The 24633-nt window shown below is 37.4% G+C and carries 18 protein-coding genes; 17 read left to right on the top strand and 1 reads right to left on the bottom strand.

The window, feature by feature from the left end; all coding sequences use genetic code 11:
* Positions 1-51 precede the first annotated feature (51 nt).
* Positions 52-513, top strand: coding sequence for a YjfA family protein (locus tag NST21_RS14770; protein WP_445670598.1), 462 nt, complete (start codon positions 52-54; stop codon positions 511-513).
* Positions 514-975: 462 nt separating this feature from the next.
* Positions 976-2775 (top strand): S9 family peptidase, encoded by a 1800-nt coding sequence (locus NST21_RS14765; RefSeq protein ID WP_340889845.1) that lies wholly within the window; start codon positions 976-978, stop codon positions 2773-2775.
* A gap of 464 nt (positions 2776-3239) precedes the next feature.
* Here NST21_RS14765 and NST21_RS14760 read toward each other — a convergent pair whose 3' ends face one another.
* On the bottom strand, positions 3240-3953 hold the full coding sequence (locus tag NST21_RS14760) for a class I SAM-dependent methyltransferase (protein ID WP_340889844.1): 714 nt from the start codon (positions 3951-3953) through the stop codon (positions 3240-3242).
* Between the two features lie 179 nt (positions 3954-4132).
* Between NST21_RS14760 and NST21_RS14755 the strand changes: the two genes are divergently transcribed.
* The 15 genes from NST21_RS14755 to NST21_RS14685 all read left to right on the top strand — a co-directional run bounded on the left by NST21_RS14755 (position 4133) and on the right by NST21_RS14685 (position 24594).
* The gene (locus NST21_RS14755; RefSeq protein ID WP_340889843.1) at positions 4133-4390 is read left to right on the top strand and encodes a hypothetical protein; all 258 of its coding nucleotides are present in this window, start codon (positions 4133-4135) and stop codon (positions 4388-4390) included.
* A 432-nt stretch (positions 4391-4822) separates the two neighbouring features.
* Positions 4823-6664, top strand: coding sequence for a sigma-54 interaction domain-containing protein (locus NST21_RS14750; protein ID WP_340889841.1), 1842 nt, complete (start codon positions 4823-4825; stop codon positions 6662-6664).
* A gap of 177 nt (positions 6665-6841) precedes the next feature.
* On the top strand, positions 6842-7945 hold the full coding sequence (locus NST21_RS14745) for a tartrate dehydrogenase (RefSeq protein WP_340889840.1): 1104 nt from the start codon (positions 6842-6844) through the stop codon (positions 7943-7945).
* Positions 7942-9363, top strand: a complete 1422-nt coding sequence (locus NST21_RS14740; protein WP_056523756.1) for an aldehyde dehydrogenase family protein — start codon at positions 7942-7944, stop codon at positions 9361-9363. The genes NST21_RS14745 and NST21_RS14740 overlap by 4 nt, the downstream gene beginning before the upstream one ends.
* Positions 9360-10130, top strand: coding sequence for an SDR family NAD(P)-dependent oxidoreductase (locus NST21_RS14735; protein WP_056523759.1), 771 nt, complete (start codon positions 9360-9362; stop codon positions 10128-10130). The genes NST21_RS14740 and NST21_RS14735 overlap by 4 nt, the downstream gene beginning before the upstream one ends.
* Before the next feature lie 633 nt (positions 10131-10763).
* Positions 10764-12086, top strand: a complete 1323-nt coding sequence (locus NST21_RS14730; protein ID WP_340889838.1) for an MFS transporter — start codon at positions 10764-10766, stop codon at positions 12084-12086.
* A 374-nt stretch (positions 12087-12460) separates the two neighbouring features.
* Positions 12461-14035, top strand: a complete 1575-nt coding sequence (locus NST21_RS14725; RefSeq protein ID WP_340889836.1) for an ABC transporter substrate-binding protein — start codon at positions 12461-12463, stop codon at positions 14033-14035.
* A gap of 69 nt (positions 14036-14104) precedes the next feature.
* Positions 14105-15055 carry an ABC transporter permease gene (locus NST21_RS14720; protein ID WP_056523768.1) on the top strand — a complete coding sequence of 317 codons (951 nt, stop codon included), beginning with the start codon at positions 14105-14107 and terminating at the stop codon, positions 15053-15055.
* 27 nt (positions 15056-15082) lie between these two features.
* On the top strand, positions 15083-15988 hold the full coding sequence (locus NST21_RS14715; protein WP_056523771.1) for an ABC transporter permease: 906 nt from the start codon (positions 15083-15085) through the stop codon (positions 15986-15988).
* A gap of 33 nt (positions 15989-16021) precedes the next feature.
* Positions 16022-17041 (top strand): ABC transporter ATP-binding protein, encoded by a 1020-nt coding sequence (locus tag NST21_RS14710; RefSeq protein ID WP_340889830.1) that lies wholly within the window; start codon positions 16022-16024, stop codon positions 17039-17041.
* Complete coding sequence (locus tag NST21_RS14705; protein WP_057214449.1) at positions 16986-18005, top strand: ABC transporter ATP-binding protein; 1020 nt, start codon at positions 16986-16988, stop codon at positions 18003-18005. The genes NST21_RS14710 and NST21_RS14705 overlap by 56 nt, the downstream gene beginning before the upstream one ends.
* A gap of 90 nt (positions 18006-18095) precedes the next feature.
* Positions 18096-19724 (top strand): amidohydrolase, encoded by a 1629-nt coding sequence (locus NST21_RS14700; protein ID WP_340889827.1) that lies wholly within the window; start codon positions 18096-18098, stop codon positions 19722-19724.
* A gap of 71 nt (positions 19725-19795) precedes the next feature.
* On the top strand, positions 19796-21265 hold the full coding sequence (locus tag NST21_RS14695; protein WP_340889825.1) for a M81 family metallopeptidase: 1470 nt from the start codon (positions 19796-19798) through the stop codon (positions 21263-21265).
* A gap of 163 nt (positions 21266-21428) precedes the next feature.
* Positions 21429-22655 (top strand): M20 family metallopeptidase, encoded by a 1227-nt coding sequence (locus NST21_RS14690; protein ID WP_056523790.1) that lies wholly within the window; start codon positions 21429-21431, stop codon positions 22653-22655.
* Between the two features lie 622 nt (positions 22656-23277).
* Positions 23278-24594, top strand: coding sequence for a MarR family transcriptional regulator (locus NST21_RS14685; RefSeq protein WP_340889823.1), 1317 nt, complete (start codon positions 23278-23280; stop codon positions 24592-24594).
* The last annotated feature ends 39 nt before the right edge of the window (positions 24595-24633 follow it).

The raw sequence follows: 24633 nt of genomic DNA, 5'->3' as shown, positions 1-24633 counted from the left end.
CTTCTACTTTTATGTAAAGAAAGGATGAATGACTTGAATCATAAACTTAAAATGATAGGTTTATCGTTAGTAATGATGTTGTCGATGTTCGTTATTGATTTTTTTATATTTGTGAATAATCAAGCACTAGCCGAAAATCATAATTATGATGGAAAAAGCCCTAACTATAATAGTTGTGCAAGCTCGGCTGTTACGAAGGATACAAAATGGATTGATTCCGTTTCGTATGTAGAATTGAAATTCAGCACTACCTGTAAAACTGCCTGGGCGAAAGTTACTGTTACGCGTCCGGCTGTATACAATCATGAAGCGGATGCTAGAATCGTTAGAAGCACAGATGGTAAAGCTTATACGTGTAACAGCACAGGAGGAAATGGTGTTGTAAATAAAGGGCAGACCTCATGTTATACACCAATGGTATATGACTTAGACCCGCGCAAGGCACAGGCCCAGGGGATACATGCAATCCCTAATAGTGACGCCTATAAGAAAGCGGTAACTATTTGGTATTAGAAGTGGTCTTTGATCATCATACAATGATTAGATGATAAATATTTCTTCACAACAAGCCTAGCTCCTTTTTTTGTGTAGATTTGTCAACCGAGAGCCATTCCATTGCGGAGTGGCTCTCTTTTTACTTTTTCTGAATGCCGTCCCTTTCCATCTGGATCTGTCTTAATACCATATGATAACAAGTGTCGCTTTTTTGTCTTGTAATTGATTCGTTATTGGGATGTGTACAAAGAGTTCCATGAAATCTTCGTATTAACTAATTCAATAATAATGGTTTGTTGAGAAGTATTTTATCTTGAAATGGTGATTATATAATTACCATTTCATCCTGTTAAATTGAATGGTACTTTAGGTCGGGGCAATGATCGCAAAAGTAGTAGTTTTATTTTTAAATATAAGGTAAAATATGGTATAATAATTACAGATTTTTCATTATATTAAAAATACAAGGAGTTGCAAACGATGATTTCATTTCCTAAGCCTGATGTTGAGCAGTTTTTGCGAACTTTTTCTATTGGTGATTTTGCACTTAGTCCAGATGAAAAGCAGCTGGTTTTTAGTACGAATTTGAGTGGCAAGTATAATTTATGGGGGATGAATCTGCCAAACACCTTCCCTTATCCGCTCACATTCGTGGATCAAAGCTGCCAAGGTCTTTTATATGATAAGCAAAGCAGGTTTATTATTGCTGGATTTGACCAAGACGGCAATGAAAATACTCAATTTTACGGGATTCCCTTGCAAGGTGGGGCGATGAAGGAAATTGTCTATCATGAAGATACTCGTAATTTTATGCCGATGTTATCGGAAGACAGCAATAAACTTTATTACACTTCATCGAAAGGAAATCCGTCCTATTTGAATGCCTATTGTTTAGATTTAGAATCGGGGCGTGAAACAAAGGTTCTAGAAGGAAATGATGCAGCAACGTATTTATATGGATTTAGCCCAGATGAAGAAACCTTACTTTACTATAAACACTTTGCCAATACATATACTCTTCTATATGCGAAACGCGGCAATGAAAATATCCTGCTAACGCCTCCTACTGAGAAACAACACACAGTTAATGATGGCGTTTTTGTTTCAGATTCAATGGTATATTTACTGACTGATTATGATTCAGATTTTACCTATTTGGCTTCATACAACCTTGAAACAGACCAATTCAGTAAAGTTAAAGAATTGAAAAATGAGAGTTTTGATGGCTTAAAATATAGTAAAGAGCATCAATTATTATATGTAACTAGTCAAAAGGGTGTAGAAGATCATTTATATGAATACAATCTCCAAAGTACCGATTGGAAAAAGCTTTCGTCCCCTTGCAGTGTCATTGAAAAGCTTGAAGTCGCTAAATCAGGCACTCTGTACTTATTAGGAAGGAGTGCAACTAAGCCTCATAATATTTATAAACGATTGGGAAATGAGTGGATATCATTAACTCAGTATTCTGTTCCTGGAGTAGATTCAAATGACTTAGTTGAACCGGATGTCATAACATACCCATCATTTGATCGTATGGAGATTGAAGCGTTATTTTTTAGGGCAAAAAAGGAAAATGATAATGGTGAAGTTATTTTCTGGCCTCACGGAGGTCCACAAGCGGCAGAACGGAAATTTTTTAGAGCTTCATTTCAGTTCTTTTTAAATCATGGGTACAGTATTTTCGCTCCAAACTTTCGTGGTTCTTCTGGTTATGGTTTGGAATTCATGAAAATGGTAGAAGGAGACTGGGGATATGGGCCACGCTTAGATAATGTCGCTGGTCTAGATTGGCTGATAAAACAAGGATATGCACAAAAAGGAAATATTCTATTAATGGGTGGAAGCTATGGTGGTTATATGGCTCTTCTTCTACACGGTCGCCATTCTGATTACTTTAAAGCGGTTGTTGATATTTTCGGTCCATCAAATCTATTCTCTTTTATCAATTCGGTTCCTGAAGATTGGAAGCCAGTTATGGATCAATGGGTAGGAAATCCGGAAAAAGATAAAGAAAAGCTCATTGAGTATTCTCCAATCACTTATTTAGACTCTATGACAAAGCCAATGCTTGTTATTCAAGGTGCAAACGATCCTCGTGTTGTCAAAGAAGAATCAGACCAAATTGTGCAAGCATTAAAGGATAAAGGAAGAGATGTTGAATATATGTTGTTAGAAGATGAAGGACATGGCTTTTCCAAGAAAGAAAATGAAATTGCCGTCTATCAAAAGATACTTTCATTCTTTAATCAATTCGTTCGTTCAAAAGAGAAAGCATAAACTAAAATTCCTGTTTGGGACTCCTCCGAAGCTACAAAGTTTATGAAACTATTAGAAATTACAAAATAATAATTGTATAACCTAAATTAGGTTCTGAAGGGAATAATCCTTCAACAGGACAAAAACACTAATTTAGCTGACACAAATTTTATTTAAGCTATTTCTTTGTAAATAAAGCGGAGTCCTTAGATGTAATAAGAAAATTAAGGAATTTAAAGTGAAAAAGAGGTTGTTTCAAAATTCGGACAGCCTCTTTAAATTTTTTTATTAATTAATTTAAAGATGAAAATATGAAGCCGATTTAACGATAATTTCATTCCCTTGGAGATTTTATACTTTGCACAGTTTGTTAATTACGAATTCAAGTGGAATGTATAATTGTTAGAGATGAATGGAGAAAACAACCCCCTTATCAGATTTGTTCCATAAAAATATTTGAATATATATATTAGAGTTTTATTGGGCTATTCCTTATTTGCCCTAAATACTCTATATCCCAAACTGTTTCCACAAGTTAGGACAAGCCGATAATGTTCCTCTATGATTTGTTCCAAAGATTCATTTAAAGGAAGAATGAGGTTATCGACAGCTGATGAATTTTTTAATTCTTCTAAAACTGTATTCGACTTTAGAATTTTTAGATTTTTAAATCCCTCCTTTTTGAATGCTTTTAACCATTCCGATTGTGTCAAGACATTCGTTAAATTATAGAATTTCATTATTTCCTTTTTTTGATTAAGGTTAAGTTCAGTCTCTGCCGTCATATCAATAGAAATCAAAGTACCACCAGGTTTTAGGACTCTGTAATATTCACAAAGCGATTGTTGAATATTAGTGAATGCTGTTGTGGATTCAGCCATGATAAAATCAAAATAATTATTAGTAAAAGGTAAATCTTCTATGGAATTCATATAAACATTACTGGGTATGTTAGCTTGTTGAAATCGTTGGTTTGCATGTTTTACCATCTCAGGGTGATTATCCAATGCGAAAACTTGGCAAAGAAAGTGTTGAGCCAAGAATTGAGATGTTTGCCCTGTTCCGCATCCAGCATCAAGGATTTTTGTGGATTGGTCTATTTTTTCATTCTTTAAGAGTTGTTTAGTTAGTTCAAATCCTCCAGGATGAGCCCCTTCAATTCCTAAGAATGCTAAGGCGTCTTGGTATGAATGATTCATTGCATTGTCTCCTTTAAAAAAGTAATTCATTTATTTTATGCAGCTGAATCAATGCGTGATTGAAATCAACAAAAAGGTAAATTTGAAACAGACTTTTAATTTGTATTAGGTGTTTAATCTATGCAGGCTAGTCCCCGGATGCATACGATGTAGAACGATTAAACAAGGGGAGTGTTAAAATGGGAAACCACAATTATTATCACAAGTGCAGGCAAGGTGTTGGAAGACCAGTAGAAATTCGTACAAATAGAGGGACGGTTCATCGTGGAATTATACATCGGGTTACTCGTAACCGTGTTTATATTCGTCCAATTGATGATGGTGGTAACATTGGAGGATTTGGTTTTGGTTTTAATTCAGGATTTGGTCGGGGGGCTGCTAATGGATTTGCCTTTGGGGCAATTTCGTCCTTAATCTTTCTTGCATTTCTTTGGTAGTAAAATAAAATAGAACACTAAAAAACCTGAAAAATAGACTCAGGTTTTTTTATTTTGTTTCGCGGAATGTCATATTAGTGGAAATAATCTAGAGGAAAAAAGGTACAAAAAAATAAAGGGGATTTTCTCTTCACTTGAAACCGGAATTTTTTCAATAAACCTGAAGACGAAGCGTTAAAGCAAGAGAGCCAGATGGTGATAGTACTCTTATAAACAGTTCACATACTTGATCTTTCAGGGCATCTATAGAAAGTGAATTTTAATATTTTTTTCACTTCAGGCTTCTTTATGGAGGAAGAAATGCAAACATGAAAACCTTTGAAATATATATTTGGGCATGAAGAAATCGTGCCATATATTGTATGTAAAGTGTATAATTGTAATGGAAATGATAGATTTGAATCCCAAATCTGTGTAACAAGGAGAAGTGTAATGATTGCCTTATATAAAATGAGTGACTCATTGGAAAATCAAATTGGAAAGCTGTTTCAAGGAGTAGGATACAAAACTGCTCGTTTTTATTCTGTGAATGCTTTGTTAGAGCAGATTATGAACCCGATGGTCATTATAACGCCCGCAATCTATCAAAAAGAATTAGAAGCTCTTCAAGTTCCAATTCTACCGCTTTCCATTCGTCTGGATGATATTGAGAGAATGAAAGAAAAAAAAGGTCTAATGAATGATTCTAGCAAAAAATGTTGTGTTGTTGCATCAGAAGAAGAAATTAAATGGCTAAAAAAAGAATATGATGAGAATCCAAGAATCCCATTACATTTTGTCAGTAAAGAAGAGTTTTTTTCAGCTGGTATACAACCGGATAGGGTGTATGTAGCTCCCGTTTGGATGAAAGATTTACTCACTCATTCACATAAAGGAACCGTACATCTTATCAAACCCTCCCTATCTTCTTTGATTTCTAGTATACAAATGGCAATTTCCATAGACAAATTAACAGCAAGTATAGCCATGGAAAGGTATCAGGTAGAAGCTATTGTTAAATCTGCTCACGATGGAGTTGTGGCAGTAGACCATGAGGGAAGAATTACAGTAGCTAACGAACATGCGAAAAAATTATTAGGTCTACAAGATGGAGTAAAAGGACATAAGATTACGGAATTTATCCCTCATTCCGATTTGATGCGCATTCTTGCAACTGGAAAAATTGAAATGGGGGATATTGCAACAGTTATGGGGAGGCAAATTGTCATTAACCGATTCCCAGTGATTGTCAAAGGTAAAATTGTTGGGGTAGTTTCAAGTTTTAAAGAAATCACTAATATTCAAAAAATGGAGCTTAAACTTAGAAAGATGTTACATCAAAGTGGACTTGAAGCAAAACATAGACTGAGTGATATTGTTGGTCGATCCTCGGAATTGATAAAGGCTAAGGAATTAGCCCAGCGATTTGCTCAAACTGAAGCAACTGTATTAATTACAGGTGAATCTGGAACCGGAAAAGAATTATTCGCACAAGGTATTCATTTGGCAAGTCCACGTGTACTGGGTCCTTTTGTTGCTGTAAACTGTTCTGCATTACCAGAAAGCCTGTTGGAAAGTGAATTATTTGGCTATGAAGAGGGTGCATTTACAGGGGCGAATAAGGGAGGAAAAGTAGGTCTATTTGAACTTGCTCACGGTGGTACTTTATTTTTAGATGAAATCGGTGAAATGCCTCTTCATATCCAAGCTCTATTATTGCGTGTTCTTCAGGAAAGAACAGTGCGAAGGGTCGGGGGCGAACGTGTTGTGCCAGTAGATGTTCGAATCATTGCTGCAACAAATCGAAAATTAGAGGAAGAAATTAGAGAAAAAAAGTTTCGAACTGACTTATATTACCGAATTAACGTTTTGAATGTTGAGTTACCACCTTTGCGAGATCGATTAATCGATATTCCTGATCTATTGGAGGCAATTGTTAATCAATTTAACGAAAAACGCGAAACGAAAATCGTTAGTATTGATCAAGAGGTATATACATTATTTAAGGCATATGACTGGCCAGGGAATATAAGGGAGCTCAGAAATATAGTTGAACGAATGGTACTGCTTGAGGAGGGAACATCCTTAACAGTGCAAAGCGGCGAATTCCTTTTACAAAAGCTTAATAGGAACAAAAACCAGAAAGATCTTTCTGATTTAAGCATTAAAGTGAAGGAGCGAGAACTGATTGAGGCGGCATTAAAAAAATATTTCAATAACAAAACTAAGACTGCACAAGCACTTGGAGTAGACCGATCTACTCTATGGAGAAAACTAAAAGAATATAATCTGTAGTGTTTCAAAATTCAACACCTTGTTGTAATTTAAAACACTTCTAGAAGGGTTAATAAAATAGAAAACCCCTATTTCGCTTAATATATCTGAATTTTCAGTATTTTTATTTTATTGGCACGGTTTTTGCAAGTTATGAAATTGTAGCACATTATTATGAAACATAATGAGGTGAAGAAATTGCAAAAACACTTTTCCATCGCAATTATTCCTGGGGACGGAATTGGTCCAGAAGTAGTTAATGAAGGGTTGAAAGTTTTAAAAGTGCTTGAAGAAGTACATTCAGATGTAAGATTTGTTTACGATTTCTATGATTGGAATTGTGAGTATTATCTAAAACATGGAAGGATGATGCCAACAAATGGACTAAATTTATTGGAGGATTACGACACGATTTTATTTGGAGCCGTTGGAGCTCCTACTGTTCCAGATCATGTTTCGGTATGGGAACTTATTCTTCCAATCCGCAGGCATTTTCAGCAATATGTTAACTTGAGACCGGTCAAACTGCTTAAAGGGTTGGAAAGCCCATTGAGATATAAATCACATGATGATTTAGACTTTGTCGTAATTAGAGAAAATACGGAAGGGGAGTATTCGAATATAGGTGGTCGCCTTCACGAAGGCACACCTTATGAAACAGCGATACAAAACAATGTATTTACCCGATATGGAAGTGAAAGGATTCTAAAGTATGCCTATTCAGTGGCTGAAAGTAGGCCAAAGAAAAGGCTGACGGTTGCAACAAAGTCCAATGCGATTAATCATACCATGCCATTTTGGGATGAAATCGTTAAAGAAATTGGAAATGAGTACCCTCAGATAGATGTTCAACTCTATCATATAGATGCACTTGCTGCTTATTTTATCTCAAAGCCTGAAAGCTTTGATGTCGTTGCGGGAAGCAATCTGTTTGGAGATATATTGACAGATTTAGGAGCCGCTATAGTTGGGGGACTAGGGTTGGCACCTTCTGGAAACATCAATCCTGAAAGGAAATATCCTTCGATGTTTGAACCAATACACGGCTCAGCACCAGATATAGCAGGAAAAGGTATTGCCAATCCAATTGCACAAATTTGGAGTATTAGTCTCATGATGGATCATCTTAGACTTCCTGAATTAGGAAAATTGGTGTTAAGCGCCATAGAAGAAGTGTTATTCGATGGTACTGTCAGAACTCCTGATCTCGGAGGAACGGCTAATACCATGGAAATGGGAGATGCAATTGTTTCAAAAATACGGGAAATGAGTTTAAAAACCAATTTGGGGGAGAAAAAATGATTATAAAAGACTATCATTTATCTATTGGTGGACAGCAAGTACCTACAGAAGAAACGATTCCTGTATATAACAAATATACAGGTGAAGTATTAACTCATGTTGCTAAGGCAGAAAAGCAGCATGTTTATAATGCTATAACAGAGGCACAAAAATGCTTTAAACAAGATCAATTAACTGCATTTCAAAGGTATCAAATTTTATTGAAAGCTTCCGAGTTGTTCCAAGAACGTAGAGAAGAATTTGAGATTACCTTGGTGAGAGAAGTAGGTAAGACCATTAAAGATGCCAAAGGTGAACTGGATCGCACCATTGAAACTTTGCGTTTGTCCGCGGAAGAAGCAAAAAGAATTACTGGTGAAATGATTCCGTTACAGGCCGTCGAAGGAGCGGATAATCGATTGGGGTTCACAATCCGTGTCCCTAAAGGAGTCATTGGAGCCATCACTCCCTTTAATTACCCATTATTGTTAGCGATACATAAAATCGCCCCAGCACTAGCATCAGGAAATACAGTAGTAGTAAAACCAGCACCAAACACACCTGTGACCACGTTTCAATTAGTAGAACTGTTTGAAGAGGCTGGACTGCCAAAAGGATATGTAAATGTGGTAAATGGTGGCGCCGAAGTTGGTGAATGGCTTTTACAGGATGAACGGATTGCCATGTATTCTTTCACTGGATCAGCAGGAGTTGGAAGATATATTAAAGAGAAAAGTGGAATGCGCCCAGTAACCTTGGAGCTAGGAAACAATTCTCCTAACATTATTCATTTTGATGCTGATTTGGACCAAGCGGCCAAGCTTACGGCTTCCCGTAGCTTTCACAATGCAGGGCAAGCATGTATATCTGTTCAGCGTTTATATGTGCATAATTCTGTATTGGATGATTTTACAGAAAAGTATCTTTCATATGTTCAACAACTGAAAGTTGGGAATCCGGAAGAACCGGACACGGATATAGGTCCAATGATTAATGAAAAAGAGGCGATTCGCGTAGAACAGTGGGTCAATGAGGCTATTTCAGAAGGTGCTGTTGCGCTTACGCCGATTCTTAGAGAAGGTTCACTGTTTTATCCAGCTGTATTAACTCAAACAACACCGAACATGAAAGTTGTTTGTCAGGAAGTGTTCGCACCGGTAGTGGCGATAATCCCTTACGAGGATATTTTGGAAGCATTAGAGTCGGCCAATCAATCGGATTATGGTCTTCAAGCAGGCATTTTTACACGAGATCTGGCTTTAGCTTTAAAGGCAGTCAAGGTGCTGGAATATGGTGGAGTAATCGTGAATGACGTATCAACCTACCGCAACGATATGATGCCATATGGTGGAGTTAAGAATAGTGGAATTGGCAAGGAAGGTCCAAGATATACGATTGAAGAAATGACAGATGAAAAAATGGTGGTGATTAACTTATGATTGAGAAATTATTACAGGGGAAAACAGCAATTGTAACGGGAGCAGGGTCAGGTATGGGGAAAGCCATTGCACAATTATTTGTTGAACAAAAAGCAAATGTAATCTTCGCAGACTTGAATATCGAGGCAGCAAAAGCAGCAAGCGATTCGTTTTCTAGCGAAAATGTCAAGGCCGTTCAGGTCGATGTTTCTAATAACGAAGATGTGGCTGCACTGTTCCAGGAAGTGGAGGAGGTTTTTGGAAGATTAGACATTGTAGTGAATTGTGCTGGGGTACCTCAGGTCTTCACAGAGGTGGAGGATTTAAGTATAGAACAATGGGATCGGATTATGGACGTTAATACGAAATCTATCTTTTTAACTACCAAGTATGCAGCTCCAATCATGAAAAAACAGCAAAGCGGTTCGATAATAAATATCGCTTCCATTGCAGGGGTACGAGCTCGTCCCGGTTTAAATGCATACTGTGCGTCAAAAGGAGCTGCCATTATGCTTACTAAGGCATTGGCATTGGAGTTCGCCCCGTATAAAATTCGTGTGAATGCCATTAACCCAGGACCTGCTGATACACCGATGATCAATCAATTTTTGAATGGGGACGGGACACTGATGGAAGAAGATAAGAAAAAAATCTTTTTGGACAGCGTTCCATTAGGTTCCCTTATACAGGCAGAGGATATTGCGCAAGCTTCGCTTTATCTCGCTTCCGACTTAGCAAAAATTGTGACTGGTGAGATACTCAATGTAGATGGTGGACGAGGGATATAATTAGTGAGCTAGACGAAAACATAGATAACAAGACTCCTTAATTAAGTGTATTTTTTCAGCCAAGCCGTACGATATTGTGAAATGACTTTAAGCAATATCGTATGCATTCAAAAAATGTAAGTGTCCGCTAGTGGCCTTTGATGTTGAGACTTTTGATTTTGCCATAATACTTATAAAGAACGACTTCAATCTAGTATTTTTTAGTTCATCAGTATATATAGCCTTTGAACCCGGTATAGCAGTCACAGTTAGAGCGAATCTGTCTAACACACTATTGCAATCAAAATGTCAGCTTACTTTGAATTTACCTTGGACGATAGGACTTCACGAACCTCGATTACGAGACCGATTCAGTAGAATTAGCAACAAGCTGGCTCACATGTTTCGTTAAATAAGACTTTCTTTTATGCTTCAACTTTATGTGATGTATCGAGGTACGAGATTACTATGGGCAGAGCCTACTAAATTATCCCCCTACAAAAAAGTAGGAGGAATCAAATAAAAATGGCTCAAGGATATCCTTGCAAGATTTAACTGGGCAAATGCAGTGATTCTATTAGTTAGAATAGTAAAAAAACGAGCTATTCTCTAGTACTCCAATATTAACAAAATTTCCTAAATAGGAGTTGTAATATGCAGGAATCTGAATTAGGAGCACGTACAATAAAAAAGGTATCCAGAAGGATTATTCCTTATATTTTTGTGTTGTATATCATTGCTTTTTTAGACAGAGTAAACATTGGCTATGCTGCTCTGGAGATGAATAAAGATCTCGGTTTAACAGCATCCACTTTGGGGTTAATTTCTGGTATTTTCTTTATTGGTTACTTTCTTTTTGAAGTACCCAGTAATATGCTAATGCATCGTATAGGAGCGAGAAAGTGGATTGGGCGAATAATGATAACCTGGGGTATTGTTGTAATATTAACAGCCTGGGTCCAAAATGCGAATCATTTGTATATCCTACGCTTTTTGCTAGGAGTTGCCGAAGCTGGATTTTTTCCAGGCGTTTTACTTTATATTACGTATTGGTTCCGAGGAAAAGAACGAGCTCGTGCAGTAGCCCTTTTCATGACAGCTTTGACAGTGTCCAATATTATTGGAGCACCCGTTACCACGTGGATAATTGATAATATTAATTGGGGTGGAATGGCTGGATGGCGCTGGATATTTGTACTGGAAGGAATTCCTGCTGTCATTTTAGGGATTACGACTATCTTTTATTTAACAGATCGTCCTGAACAGGCAAAGTGGCTTACAAAGGAAGAGAAAGGGTGGCTCATATCCGAAATTGAAAAAGAAAATCAAGGTAAGGAGATAGGCAAACACTCTAGTCTGAAAAATATTTTTTGGAGTTCTAGAATTTGGAGATTGTCGTTTATTTACCTTACATTAGTCACTGGTTTGTATGGAATAGGGTTTTGGATGCCAACTATTATCAAATCCTTTTCAAATATTTTAACAAATACTCAAGTCGGTTTGATTACAATGATACCTTATATTTTTGGAGGAATAGCGATGGTTTGGTGGGCACGCCGATCTGATCGCACTGGTGAAAGAAAAATGCATGCTGCCATTCCGCCGCTTGTTGGTGCTATTGGCCTTATGGGATGTGGATTAACTACGGATCCTATCCTATCTATAATCATGATGTCTGTTGCAACTGTTGGTATTTACAGTATTTTCGGACCTTTTTGGGCAATTCCTTCATTATTCCTTACTGAATTAGAAGCTGCTGTAGGAATAGCGCTCATTAGTTCCGTTGGTAATTTAGGTGGGTTTATCGGCCCATATGTAATTGGTTATGTACAGGATACTACAGGTAGTGTAGAGATGGGATTATATTTTATTAGTATAGTCTTATTCATCTGCTTTTTACTCGTCTTTACAATTAAGAAAGGACTTGTTACTTCTGCTTCAGTTCAGCAGCAATCAAAAAACCTTAATATAAGGTAAAGAGAAACGTTAGTGCAGAATAAGAAATCGAATTGAAAATAGATATATACGGATTAATAATAGGGAGTCTGTAGAGAGATTCCCTAATTTCATATAAGTAGGAGTAAGGTCATTGATATTAGAACTAAATAAGTAATTTATTTACCAAATCTTTTTTGACTACAAAATATGCAGCTTCGAAAATATTAGGATTAAGCGTCCTTGATTTAATGAAAAATGAGAATCTATTGGAAGTTGCAAAAGAAGAATTTGAAAAAGAATTAGAAGCCAAAGGTAATTACAGAACTCCTCTTCCAGAAGGAACAAGCCCTCCACTATATTAGTAAAAAAATCTATCCATATAAATTACAGAATGAAAAAAAGGGGGAAAGAAAATGTTTGAAAAGAAAAATCTTATCATTTCCATAGTCATGTTGATCTTTGCTCTTGTCCTTGTTGGATGTAGTTCGAAGTCAGATAATTCTAATAATAATGATTCTTCTTCATCCAAGCCAGGTGGTTCACTAAAAGTGGCCTATCCAGCACAGCCAACATCACTGGATCCACACCTGACGACAGCAAATGCAACACGCGACCCAGCAAGGCATATATTTGAGACATTAGTCACTTTAAATTCTAAATTTGAAGTAACTCCAATGCTTGCTGAATCCTATGAGGTTAGTAAAGATAGAAAAAAAGTTACATTTGTATTAAGAAAAGGCGTCAAATTTCATAATGGGAAAGAAATGAAGGCTGAGGATGTCATTGCTTCCATGAAAAAATGGCAAGAAGGGGCCGTTGCAAAGGCAAACCTAGGAAATTCTAAGTGGGAAGCTAAAGATGAATATACGGTTATCCTGCATGTCGAAACACCATCTATCGTTCTATTACCAGTACTGGCAGAAGTGGGGCAATTCGCAGCCATCATGCCAAAAGAGGTGATAGAATCGGCTGGTACAAGTGGAATCACAGAATATATCGGAACAGGTCCATTTAAGTTTGTAGAGTGGAAACAAAATCAATACGTTCATTTAAAGAAATTTGATGATTATAAGGCTTCATCCCAACCTGCAGACGGTTTAGCTGGTAAAAAGGAAGCTCTTGTAGATGACATATATTTTCACTTTGTCACTGATAACTCGACTCGAGTAGCAGGGATGATTAGTGGAGAATATGACTTGAGCGTAATGATGCCATGGGATGCAGCACCACAATTTAAAAATGTACCAAGTCTCGAAACCATTCAAGCGCCTTTGGGAATTCACACTCTAATTTTTAATAAACAAAATGGATTCCTGAAAAATGTTAAAGCTCGCCAAGCGGTGAATTTAGCAATTGATAAAAAAGAGGTCTTAACAGCTGCTGTTACTGATGGTTATTTTAGACTCGACCCTGGATATATGTTAAAAGAGCAAGGCTTATGGTACACGGATACAGGGAAAGAAATTTATGAAGCTAAAGATACTGAAAAGGCCAAACAATTGCTGAAGGAAGCTGGGTATAATGGGGAAGAATTAAGAATCCTGACAAGCCGTGACTATTCACAACATTATAATTCTGCCGTCGCAGTTCAGCAACAACTTAAGAAAATTGGTATGAACGTAAAGCTAGACGTGGTGGATTGGTCTACTCTATTAGATCGCCGAAATAAGCCTGATCAATGGGAAATGTTTTTTACTAGCTGGCCTGTTAGCGCAACCCCGCTCCAATATCCATTCTTGGATTCTAGAGCAAAGTTTGCAGGCTGGACGAATAACCCTGAAATAGACAAACTATTGGATCAAATTAAAGCTCAGTCTTCCCAGGATAAAGCTAAAGAAACCTTTAATGAATTGCAAAAAGTGATTTGGGAAGATATGCCTGTTGTTAATATTGGTGCTTATGATTCCATATCCGTAAAAGCGGAAAAAGTCAAAGGATATCAAGAATTCCTTGGACCTGTTTTATGGAATACGACCGTTAAAGAATAAAATCAATTGCTCAGATACCCCTTCATACGTTTTGCATTGAAGGGGTTAATTGTAGAAAGGAGATTTTTAATGAAAGCCTATATTCTACAGCGAGTCTTATCTCTCATTCCGGTTCTATTAACTGTAGCTATTGTAGTCTTTTTCATTATGCATTTAATACCAGGAGATCCAGCATCAGTAATGCTTGGGGCAGATGCAACTGAAGATGACATTGAAAGATTAAGAGAAGAACTCGGTTTAAATCTACCTATGTATGAGCAATTTTTTAATTGGGTCTTAGGTCTTCTTCAAGGAGACTTGGGTATGTCAATTTATATGAAGGAACCAGTTTTACAGGTATTTATGGATCACTTAGGTCCGACTCTTTCATTAGCGATATTGGCACAGGGGATTTCTATACTTATAGCTATTCCTATGGGAATTATTGCTGCCAAAAAACGGGGAACAAGCACAGACCAAATGTTCATGGTGGGTTCTTTGTTGGGAATTTCCTTGCCAAGCTTTCTCCTTGCATTATTATTATCTTTATTTTTCGCAGTGAAACTCCAATGGTTTCCGGTAGCTGGATATAAACCACTTGATGATGGGCTATTGGCTCACCTTGAATATCTAATATTGCCTGCCTTGTCACTTGGGGCCATACAAGCGGCTTTGATTGCGCGGATGACAAGGGCCTCAATGTTAGAGGTACTAAGCATGAACTACATTAAAACCGCAAAATCAAAAGGTGTAAAAGAAAAATTAATCATTTATAAACATGCATTGAGAAATGCTTTTATCCCTATTCTGACTGTCGTTGGACAAACCTTTGGGACATTGGTAGCGGGAGCAGTAATTACAGAAACGGTTTTTAATATTCCGGGACTCGGTCAACTTATCATGAACTCAATAGTCCAGCGAGATTACGAGGTTCTCCAAGGAACTGTTCTGCTGGTTTCCGCCGCATATGTATTCATTAATTTAATAGTAGATTTACTGTACGGTGTGGTTGATCCAAGGGTACGGTTAAGTCGGAAATAGAGAAATGAATTGAAGGGGGGATGATTTATGGAAGCAAAAACGATTATACAAAAAACAGACCCATTGTACTCAAAAAATCATATGAAGAAAGAACGTCAATCTTTACTTCTGCGCAGGTATTTTTCAAATCGGCTTGTAGTTACTGGAAGTGTGATTATATTAATTCTCAGTTTAATCTCTATTTTTGCACCTTTGATCACCATATACACACCATATGACATGATAGTAACGGCTCGTCTAAGCCCACCAAGTGCTGAACATTTTTTTGGAACAGATAACTTTGGCAGGGATTTATTTAGCCGGGTGGTTTATGGTACTCGGGTATCAATGACCGTCGGACTTACAGTAGCTGCGATAACACTGGTAATAGGAGCAGTAATTGGTTTGTACTCAGCTTATTATAGGACCTTGGATCATATTCTGATGAGGATATGTGACGGCTTAATGGCATTTCCAGCAATTCTATTGGCCATTGCGCTCATGGCAGCATTAGGGCCGAATATAATTAATGTCATTCTTTCGTTATCTATTGTAAATACACCTACTGTGGCACGCGTCGTTCGTTCGGCTGCCATTGTAGTCAAAGAACAAACCTTTATAGAAGCTTTGAGATCACAAGGTGCCAGTTCATGGCGAATTATCTGGCTTCATATTGCTCCAAACACTATGTCTCCTCTGATTGTTCAAATCACCTACGTATTTGGGGTTTCTGTCATAATTGAAGCATCGCTCAGCTTTTTGGGAGCTGGTATTCCTGCGCCAGCACCAAGTCTAGGAAACATTTTATTTGATGGTAAAATCGTAATTTTTAATGCTTGGTGGATGACAGTTTTCCCAGGTGTATTCATTATTCTATCCGTATTGGGTTTGAATCTATTCGGTGATGGACTTCGAGATTTGCTCGATCCGCACACCAATAAAGTAAAGAAATAATTTGATTACACGGTATTAATGAGGAGGACGTTTATGGGTAAAGAATGTTTATTAGAGGTCAAAAACCTGAAAACGACGTTCATGACAGAAAAGGGACCTGTTACCGCGGTTAATGGGGTTTCATTCGAGATATTTTCAGGAGAGACCCTTGGGATTGTTGGAGAGTCGGGATGCGGAAAAAGTGTAACCTCGGAATCTATTTTACGATTGCTAAATGAAAACACGACTAAATATGAAGGAGAGCTGATCTATAAGGGCAGAAACTTGCTATCCTTGAGCGAAGATCAAATGAGACACATTCGTGGAAACGAAATATCTATGATATTTCAAGATCCGATGACTTCTCTTAATCCTGTATATACAATTGGCTATCAAATTGCAGAATCTTTCATCATTCATCAAAAGCTTGGAAAAGAAGAGGCTTATACCAGAGCTATAGAAATGCTCAAATTAACAGGGATTCCTTCTCCAGAAAGAAGGGTGAATGAGTATCCTCATGAGTTATCAGGAGGAATGAGACAGAGGGTAATGATAGCAATGGCATTGGCGTGTAACCCTAATCTACTTATCGCAGATGAGCCCACGACCGCTTTAGACGTTACTATTCAAGCCCAAATATTGGACTTGATTCAAGGTTTGAAGAAGGAACTAAACATGGGAGTCATGTTGATAACACACGACTTGGGAGTAGTTGCTGAGGTCTGTACACGTGTGGTGGTTATGTATTTAGGTCAAATAATCGAAGAAGCTGAAGTAGGATCTTTATTTTCGGAACCCTTACATCCCTACACCAAAGGATTGTTAAAATCCGTTCCACGTTTGGATGGGGACCGTTCTAAAAATATGCATGTGATTGAAGGGATGGTCCCGTCTCTTAATAATATTCCCCAAGGGTGTCGATTTGCTCCAAGATGTTCGCATTCTACAAGCCTGTGTGAAGAAAAACCACCAGAATTAAAAGAGATTGAAGACGGACATAAAGTGCGCTGTTGGCATTATGAAACTGTATTACAAGAGGGGAGGCGAAAAGGTATTGCAGACGCTGTCAGATGAAAGAGCTCCGATTTTACAGGTTAAGAATTTGAGGAAGTATTTTCCTATTTATTCTCCTCTTGGCCGAGTGAAAGGGCATGTTAAAGCGGTAAATAATGTAGAGTTTACCTTAAATGAACGAGAAACGCTTGGACTTGTAGGTGAATCGGGTTGTGGGAAGAGTACAACAGGAAGAACCATCATGCGTTTAACGGAACCTACAGAGGGTCAAGCCATATATAAGGAAAGCGACCTTTTTAAGTTAAAAGGGAAGGAAATCGAGCAAATTAGGCAAGAAATACAAATGGTGTTTCAAGATCCTCATTCTTCTTTAGACCCTAAGCAAACCATAGGACATGCAATTGAAGAGCCTATGAAGATACATAAAATAGGGTCAAAGAAAGAACGTATGGAAAGAACCTTGGACTTACTTAATAAAGTCGGACTTAGAGAAGACCAATATTACCGTTATCCCCATGAATTTTCAGGTGGGCAAAGACAGAGGATTGGAATTGCTAGAGCTTTAGCAGTAAACCCTAAAATTGTAATTTGTGATGAACCAGTGTCCGCTCTCGATGTATCCATTCAATCGCAGGTCATAAACTTGTTGCAGGAATTGCAAGATAACTTAAATCTTTCTTACCTCTTTATTGCCCATGATTTAAGTGTAGTCCGACATATAGCTGATAACATTGGAGTTATGTATTTGGGACATATGGTAGAACGCGCTGCAACAGATGAACTATTTTCTCATCCCTTGCATCCGTATACTCAAGCATTATTATCCGCTGTTCCAATTCCCGATCCTAAATTAAAAAAGGAACGGATTATTTTAAAAGGGGATGTACCGTCTCCACTTAATCCGCCATCGGGATGCATTTTTCATACGAGATGTCCTCATGTAATGGATCGTTGCAAAGTTCTATCGCCTGCACTTACAAAAAAGGGGGCCAATCACTTTGTAGCTTGTCATTTATATGAATAATATATTTACATTATTCTGGTTCACTACTATTCTCCCAACTAACTTTTCTTTTTTAAAAAGAAGAATCTAAACCAATAACGAGGTGAATTGATGTTTGCAGATTTAGTGTTAGTGAATGGTCAAGTAATTACATCAAACATGGAATACGACGTAAATGAAGCTGTTGCGGTTACTGATAACCTAATTGTTGCGGTGGGAAAAAATGAAGAAGTGAAACGATTAATTGGTTCTCAAACGGAGGTAGTGGATTTAGCAGGTAGAAGTTTAGTGCCAGGCTTTATTGACTCTCATCTTCATATTACTTTATTTGGTACAAATAAATTAGGAGTAAGCTGTAAGGAGCCCACAATCGAATCTTTACATGACGTTTTAAAAGAAATTGAAAAAAAAGTGAATGAAACACCAATTGGAAACTGGGTGCGTGTATGGGGATTCAATGAAACCAAAATATCAGAAAATAGATATCCTTCTAGAAAAGAATTGGATCATATTTCTAGCAATCACCCGATCATTCTTCGGCGCGCCTGTGGTCACATTTCCGTGGTAAATAGCAAGGCGTTAGAGATAGCAGGGATTGATGAACATACCCCAGATCCCGAAGGTGGAAAAGTGGTCCGCGATGAAGTAGGAGTTCCTACAGGAGTTTTAATAGAAAACGCACAAATGCCTTATTACGAATTGGCTGATTATACACATGAAGAGCTTCTACAAGGATTGATGATGGCTTCAAATGATTTTATCGCTTCTGGCATTACCAGCATTCACGATGCAGGTGTCTCTAGCCCGGAAAACTTTAGGGTGATGCAAGAGGCAGTTCGTAACGGACAGGTTCAGGTTAGGACTTATGCAATTGTCTCAACAATCAATAAGTCAGAAGAATTTGTTGACAAGATGATAAAAGCAGGAATTTCAACAGGTCTGGGAGATGAGAAATTTAAAATTGGTCCAGCTAAGGTTTTTACTGATGGGAGTAGTAGCGGGCCAACTGCTGCAATGAGGGAACCTTACACTGATAATTCGGAATATTCCGGTATCCTGTACTTTAGCCAGGAGGAACTTAACCGTATTCTCGGGGAGGCTCATGAAAAAGGGTTTCAGATCACAGCTCATGCTCAAGGAGACCGGGCTATTGAAATGATGCTTAACTGTATTGAAGAGGCATTGAAAAAACATCCAAGAAAGAATCACCGCCATCGGATTGAACATGCAGGAATTACAATGCCTGATTTAGTTGAACGGATGAGGCAATTAGAGGTTATTCCTATTCCGAATCCTGCTTTCTTCCTTAAATACGGTGATGGCTACATTAAAAGCTACGGAGAACGAGTCAATCATATGTATCCAGTTCGTGATTTCATTGATAAGGGGATAATAGCTGCCGGAGGTTCCGACAGTCCGGTCACCTCGTTTAATCCGCTTTTAGGAATTCATGGAGCTGTAAATAGGAAAAGTTCAACAGGGCAGGATGTAGGAGGTAACCAGCGAATAGGCGTATTAGAGGCAATCAAGCTGTTTACATGGAATGGAGCATATGCGAGTTTTGAAGAGAATTTAAAAGGTAGCATAGAAATAGGAAAGTTAGCAGATTTGGTTGTATTAAACGGTGCAATTCTTGATGTACCTACTGATCAAATTAAAGATATGCAAGTGGATTATACAATAATAGGCGGTAAAGTGGTATTCCAAAAAGAAAGCAATGATATATTATCCAAATCCTAATTAAATCAAGATATCAATTTAAATAGAGATAGATGAAGTATATGTTCCTTAAATAGGAAGGATGAAAGGAATTGAGAATAGGTATAGGTCATATTATGCATGAAACTAATACGTTTTCCGCTGTAAAAACAACTAAAGATTCATTCAAGGAGATTCTTTGGGCAAGAAACGAGGAGGTGTTACGATGCCACGACGGTGTAAAGGATTATATTGGTGGAATGATTGATAAAGGAAGGGAATTAGGAGTTGACCTTATTCCGAGTTTTTCTGCATTTGCCAATCCAGCTGGTACGATAACTAGAGAATGTTTTGAAATATTAAAAAAGGAGCTAATAACAAATATACAAGGTAAAGGAAAACTAGATGCTATTTGCCTCGCTTTACATGGTGCCGGGGTCGTGGATGGAATTGATGATTTAGAAGGTGAATTACTAAGGGAGTTAAGAAAGATACTGGGCTATGAAATTCCCATAGTCGTCACTTTGGATTTACATGGAAATCTTTCTGAAACAATGGTAAAAGAAGCAAATTTGTTACTAGGCGTTAAGTATTATCCGCATATTGATTGTTATGAAACAGGCTTAAAGGCTATGGATTTAACAGTGAAAATACTTAAGGGAGAAATTAATCCTGTTATGGTAATGAAAAAATTGCCAATCTTAATACCAATAGCCGCTGGTACAACGGATAAGTCTCCTGCAAAAGATATTACTCATTTATGTCTACAAATGGAAGAACAAACAGAAGTGATTGATTGTACCTTCTTTCATGGATTTCCATATACAGACATTCCAGATGTATCGGCAACTGTCATAACGATAACTGATGGAAATGATGAAATAGCGCAAACTGTCTGCAAGGAAGTGGCCAAGGATATATGGGCTATGAGAGCAAAGTTTTTACGGGAACTTCCTGATCCTAAAAATGGGATGCTCCAAGCGTTATCTATTGGAGAATGTCCAATTATCATTAATGAATCTTCTGATAACCCTGGGGCTGGCGCTCCAGGGGACGGTACTTATTTATTGAGGGAAATGTTAGAGTTTAATATTCCTAAATCATGCTTTGGGTTTATTTATGATCCAGAAGTAGCAAACCTAGCTCACCAGGTAGGGGTTGGTGGAAAAATAGATGTGTTCATTGGTGGGAAAACTGATTCCCTACATGGAGAACCAATTGCTCTAACTTCTGCTTATATAAAAGCACTGACCGATGGTAGATTTACCACCTCATCACCTATGATGAAAGGATTTGAATTTAATCTAGGAAAATCAGTTCGGTTACAGGTTGGGAATGTAGATATTATAGTTTGTTCCGTAAATTGGCAGACGTTAGACGAACAAATCTTTTTGTTACATGGAATTGATGTTACTGAATTTAGGATTGTCGCATTAAAATCAGCACAGCATTTCCGTGCTGGTTTTAAGCACCTTGCTAAAAAGATTATCTCTGTAGATTCACCAGGATTAAGTACGAGTAAAGTAGCTAGCTTTAATTATCAAAGAATTATTAGACCGATCTATCCGTTAGATTGCAATTAATTATGAGTCTCATGTACCCAACATTTAATAAAAAAGGGAAGGCAATCGAAGGACTCTTTAACAGTGTCTTTTTTAGATATAACGATGATACGAACGTTTCTCTATTGATGGTGAACCACCAATAATTATAAGAAAACTTCTAATAGAAAGGGAGTATTTACGAATGAGTATACAGCAAATGCAAGCTAGGAGAATAAGAGATAAAGAGGAAGTAATCCGACTTACCCAGTCCCTTGTCAAAATCGAAAGTGTTTATCGCCCCGGAGTTGAAGGCGGAAACGAAGAAAAAGTCGCCAACTATGTAGCAAACTATCTAAGAGATATAGGGATTGAGGTATTTATTGAAGAAGTAGAGCCAGGCCGTCCAAATGTTATAGGCATTGTTGATTCCGGCAGACCAGGAAAAACGTTACTTTTCGAAGGTCATACAGATGTGGTAACAGAAGGAGAACGGGAAGCTTGGAAGTACGATCCATTTGGTGCGGAAATAGTAAATGGAAGAATGTATGGCCGAGGGACAAATGATACAAAAGGAAATCTGTCGTGTATGATTACTGCTGTTCATTCCTTATTAAGAGATAAGGAATACTGGTCAGGGAAAATTATTCTATGCATTCCTTGTGATGAAGAGGGAATGATGATTGGCATTAAACATTTTATCAAAAAGGGATGGGCAAAAGATGTAGCAGGAGCTATCATTTGTGAACCTGAAGAAAATGAAGTCTGCATTACACAAAAGGGGGCTATGCGGATTGCCATTAATGTTTACGGAAAAATGGCTCATGGAGCTATGCCTTTAAGCGGGATCAATCCGAATACACGTATGGCTAAAATAATCTGTGAAATTGATAAGTTAGAAACTCTTGAGAAAGAACGTCTTGGAAAGCACGATCTGTTGGGCTGGCCCTCCATAACACCGACAATATTAATGGGACCTGTTCACGGGGAAGCACAAATTAATGTTGTTCCAGATCAATGCATGACCACATTGGATATTCGAACTATACCTGGCCAAGAGCATAAGGTTATAAAATCTCAATTGCAAAACATTATAGATAAACTTGCTAAAGATGATCCTGATTTTAAAGCAGAAATGGAAGTGATTGAGGAACGTCCATGGACCATTACCGACCGTGATAACCCAGTAGTCACGGCTGTTGCAAAAGCTGCTCAAATCGTTACGGGAAAAGAAGCGGTTTATAACGGAGTCCCAGGAGCAACAGATGGGACATTCCTGCATATGGCTGGTATTCCAATTGTCACGATTGGAGCGGGGGAAAGGGAAGTACCACACCAAATAAATGAATATGTAGATGTTGAAGAACTTGCGGAGACAACAGAAATCTATCGGACTGCCGCCCTTATTTTTTTAAATGAAGAATCATTTTAGTGAAAGGATATTAAATTACTGTACTCCCTTGAAATTGGATAAGTCTTATAGCAGATTTATGCGATTAATAGAGCAAATTCGTAAAAAGCCCTTACTCTTCAAGAGTAAAGGCTTTTTACACTGGGTAAATATTTAAGTATTAGTTTAGTAACAGGAGCTAAACACTTATTATCGGTGTCGATAACGCAAAATTCAAACATGTTCTAGAGCTCAAGACTTTAGAGGAATAGAGTTTGGCTTACCCTGCTAAAAATGAAGTGTGAAGAAAAAATATGGATGAATACAAGGAAGCCAAAAACGAATTTTTCCAATGTGGCCCCACTTTCTCGAATCGCCTCCGTACTCCTTTTCCAGCTAAATGGATTCACTACTTGTGAGGTTATTTAGCTTCTTTAATATCTCCACATTTTAGTAGTAAAATATTCCAACATAAAAAAAGCGTGCCTGATAACATTTGTGAAACAACCATTTTCTTAATTTGATGGTGATGATGGCTTACCATCGCTATTGGGGCAAGCGATAGCGTGCAGGACTTTGGTATATTAATTAATTTAAAATAGTTACTGATACGATTCTACCGTTATAATATAATTATATTTCATTTTAGAGGTGAAACAACATAATGAAAATTAGTGTTATAGGCTCAAAGTATTTTTTAGAATCCTTATCTGTTCAATATCCCTTATTTCCTGAAGTACAATTTATTTCCTTTCAGTACGAGATGCCTGAAGAAAGTAGTCTGTTAATAGAAGAAGCTGGTAAACAAACTGATTTAGTATTGTTTTCAGGTTCAATCCCTTTTTATTATGGATACAAGCAAGTTAAAAGAAATTTCATAGAAGCTATATATGTCCCTTTTGATGAATTGACTATAGCGCTCTCGTTATTATCGATTTCTCATCGGGAAAAAGTGACTTTGAATGAAATTTCTATAGATTTACCGGATCAAAGCCGGTTAATGAAGGTGCTGGAAGAATCAGAAATCGTAGAAAAGTCCCTTTATGTTAAGGATTACCCTTGGATATATAAGAGGGATGAAGAAACCCAGGCACTAAATATAGCTGAATTTGTCCACTTTCATAGCAAACAATATAAGGAAGGAAAAACCCTTTTTGCACTAACGAGTATTCATGCAGTTTATCAGGAGCTTCAAAGGCTATCCATTCCTTCTAGATATATGGTCCAGCCCAAACGTACCTTAATTGAAAGCCTAACAAGAGCTGTATCCTTGTTGAAACTAAAGAAAACGGAAGAATCTCAGATTGCTGTTATTTCTATTCAAGATTATCAACAAAATCTTAATGGGAGTGATTCATTTTTAAATTTTTTACAGAAGTTGAGTAAAAGGCTACAAGCTCGTGTTTCTCTTGAATACTTAAATCCATATTTGATTTATACAACACGTGGAGCATTGCAGGCGTTCGAAAACGATTTTTATAATGATATTATCGGACAAATGGAAAGAGAATTTCAAACTTTATTCCAAATTGGTATTGGGTATGGGTATACAATTCAGGAGTCGGAAAAACATTCAGCCCAAGCGTTATTTTTTACTAATAAATTTCTAAAGAGTAAAACGATTGCATGCTTGGTGGATGAAGATCAAAAATTACAAGGACCTTTATTTGAAGAAAATCACCTTGTGGAATTGAAAAATGAGGATGAAACTATTCAAAAACTAGCCAGTGAACTTAAAATGAGTGCAAAAAATATAAAGTTAATTCATCAGTTTATTTCCATAAACAATTTTCGGGCTTTTTCTGCAGCAGAGCTAGAAGAATACATGAATTGCACCCGACGATCGGCAGAAAGATTTATTAAAAGGCTCATTGAAGGAGGCTGTTTTTTAAAAGGTGGTGAGGAACATCCTTACGATCAAGGAAGACCTCGAAATTTATATTTAGCTACAGAAAAATTCAAGAACCTAACTGGAATTTAAAAATTCAGACTTTACAGAAAAAGGGGATTAGTATATATT

It is taken from the genome of Peribacillus sp. FSL K6-1552, from assembly GCF_038005205.1.
Classification (GTDB): Bacteria; Bacillota; Bacilli; order Bacillales; family DSM-1321; genus Peribacillus; species Peribacillus butanolivorans.
This window is presented reverse-complemented; position numbering and strand designations above follow the sequence as displayed.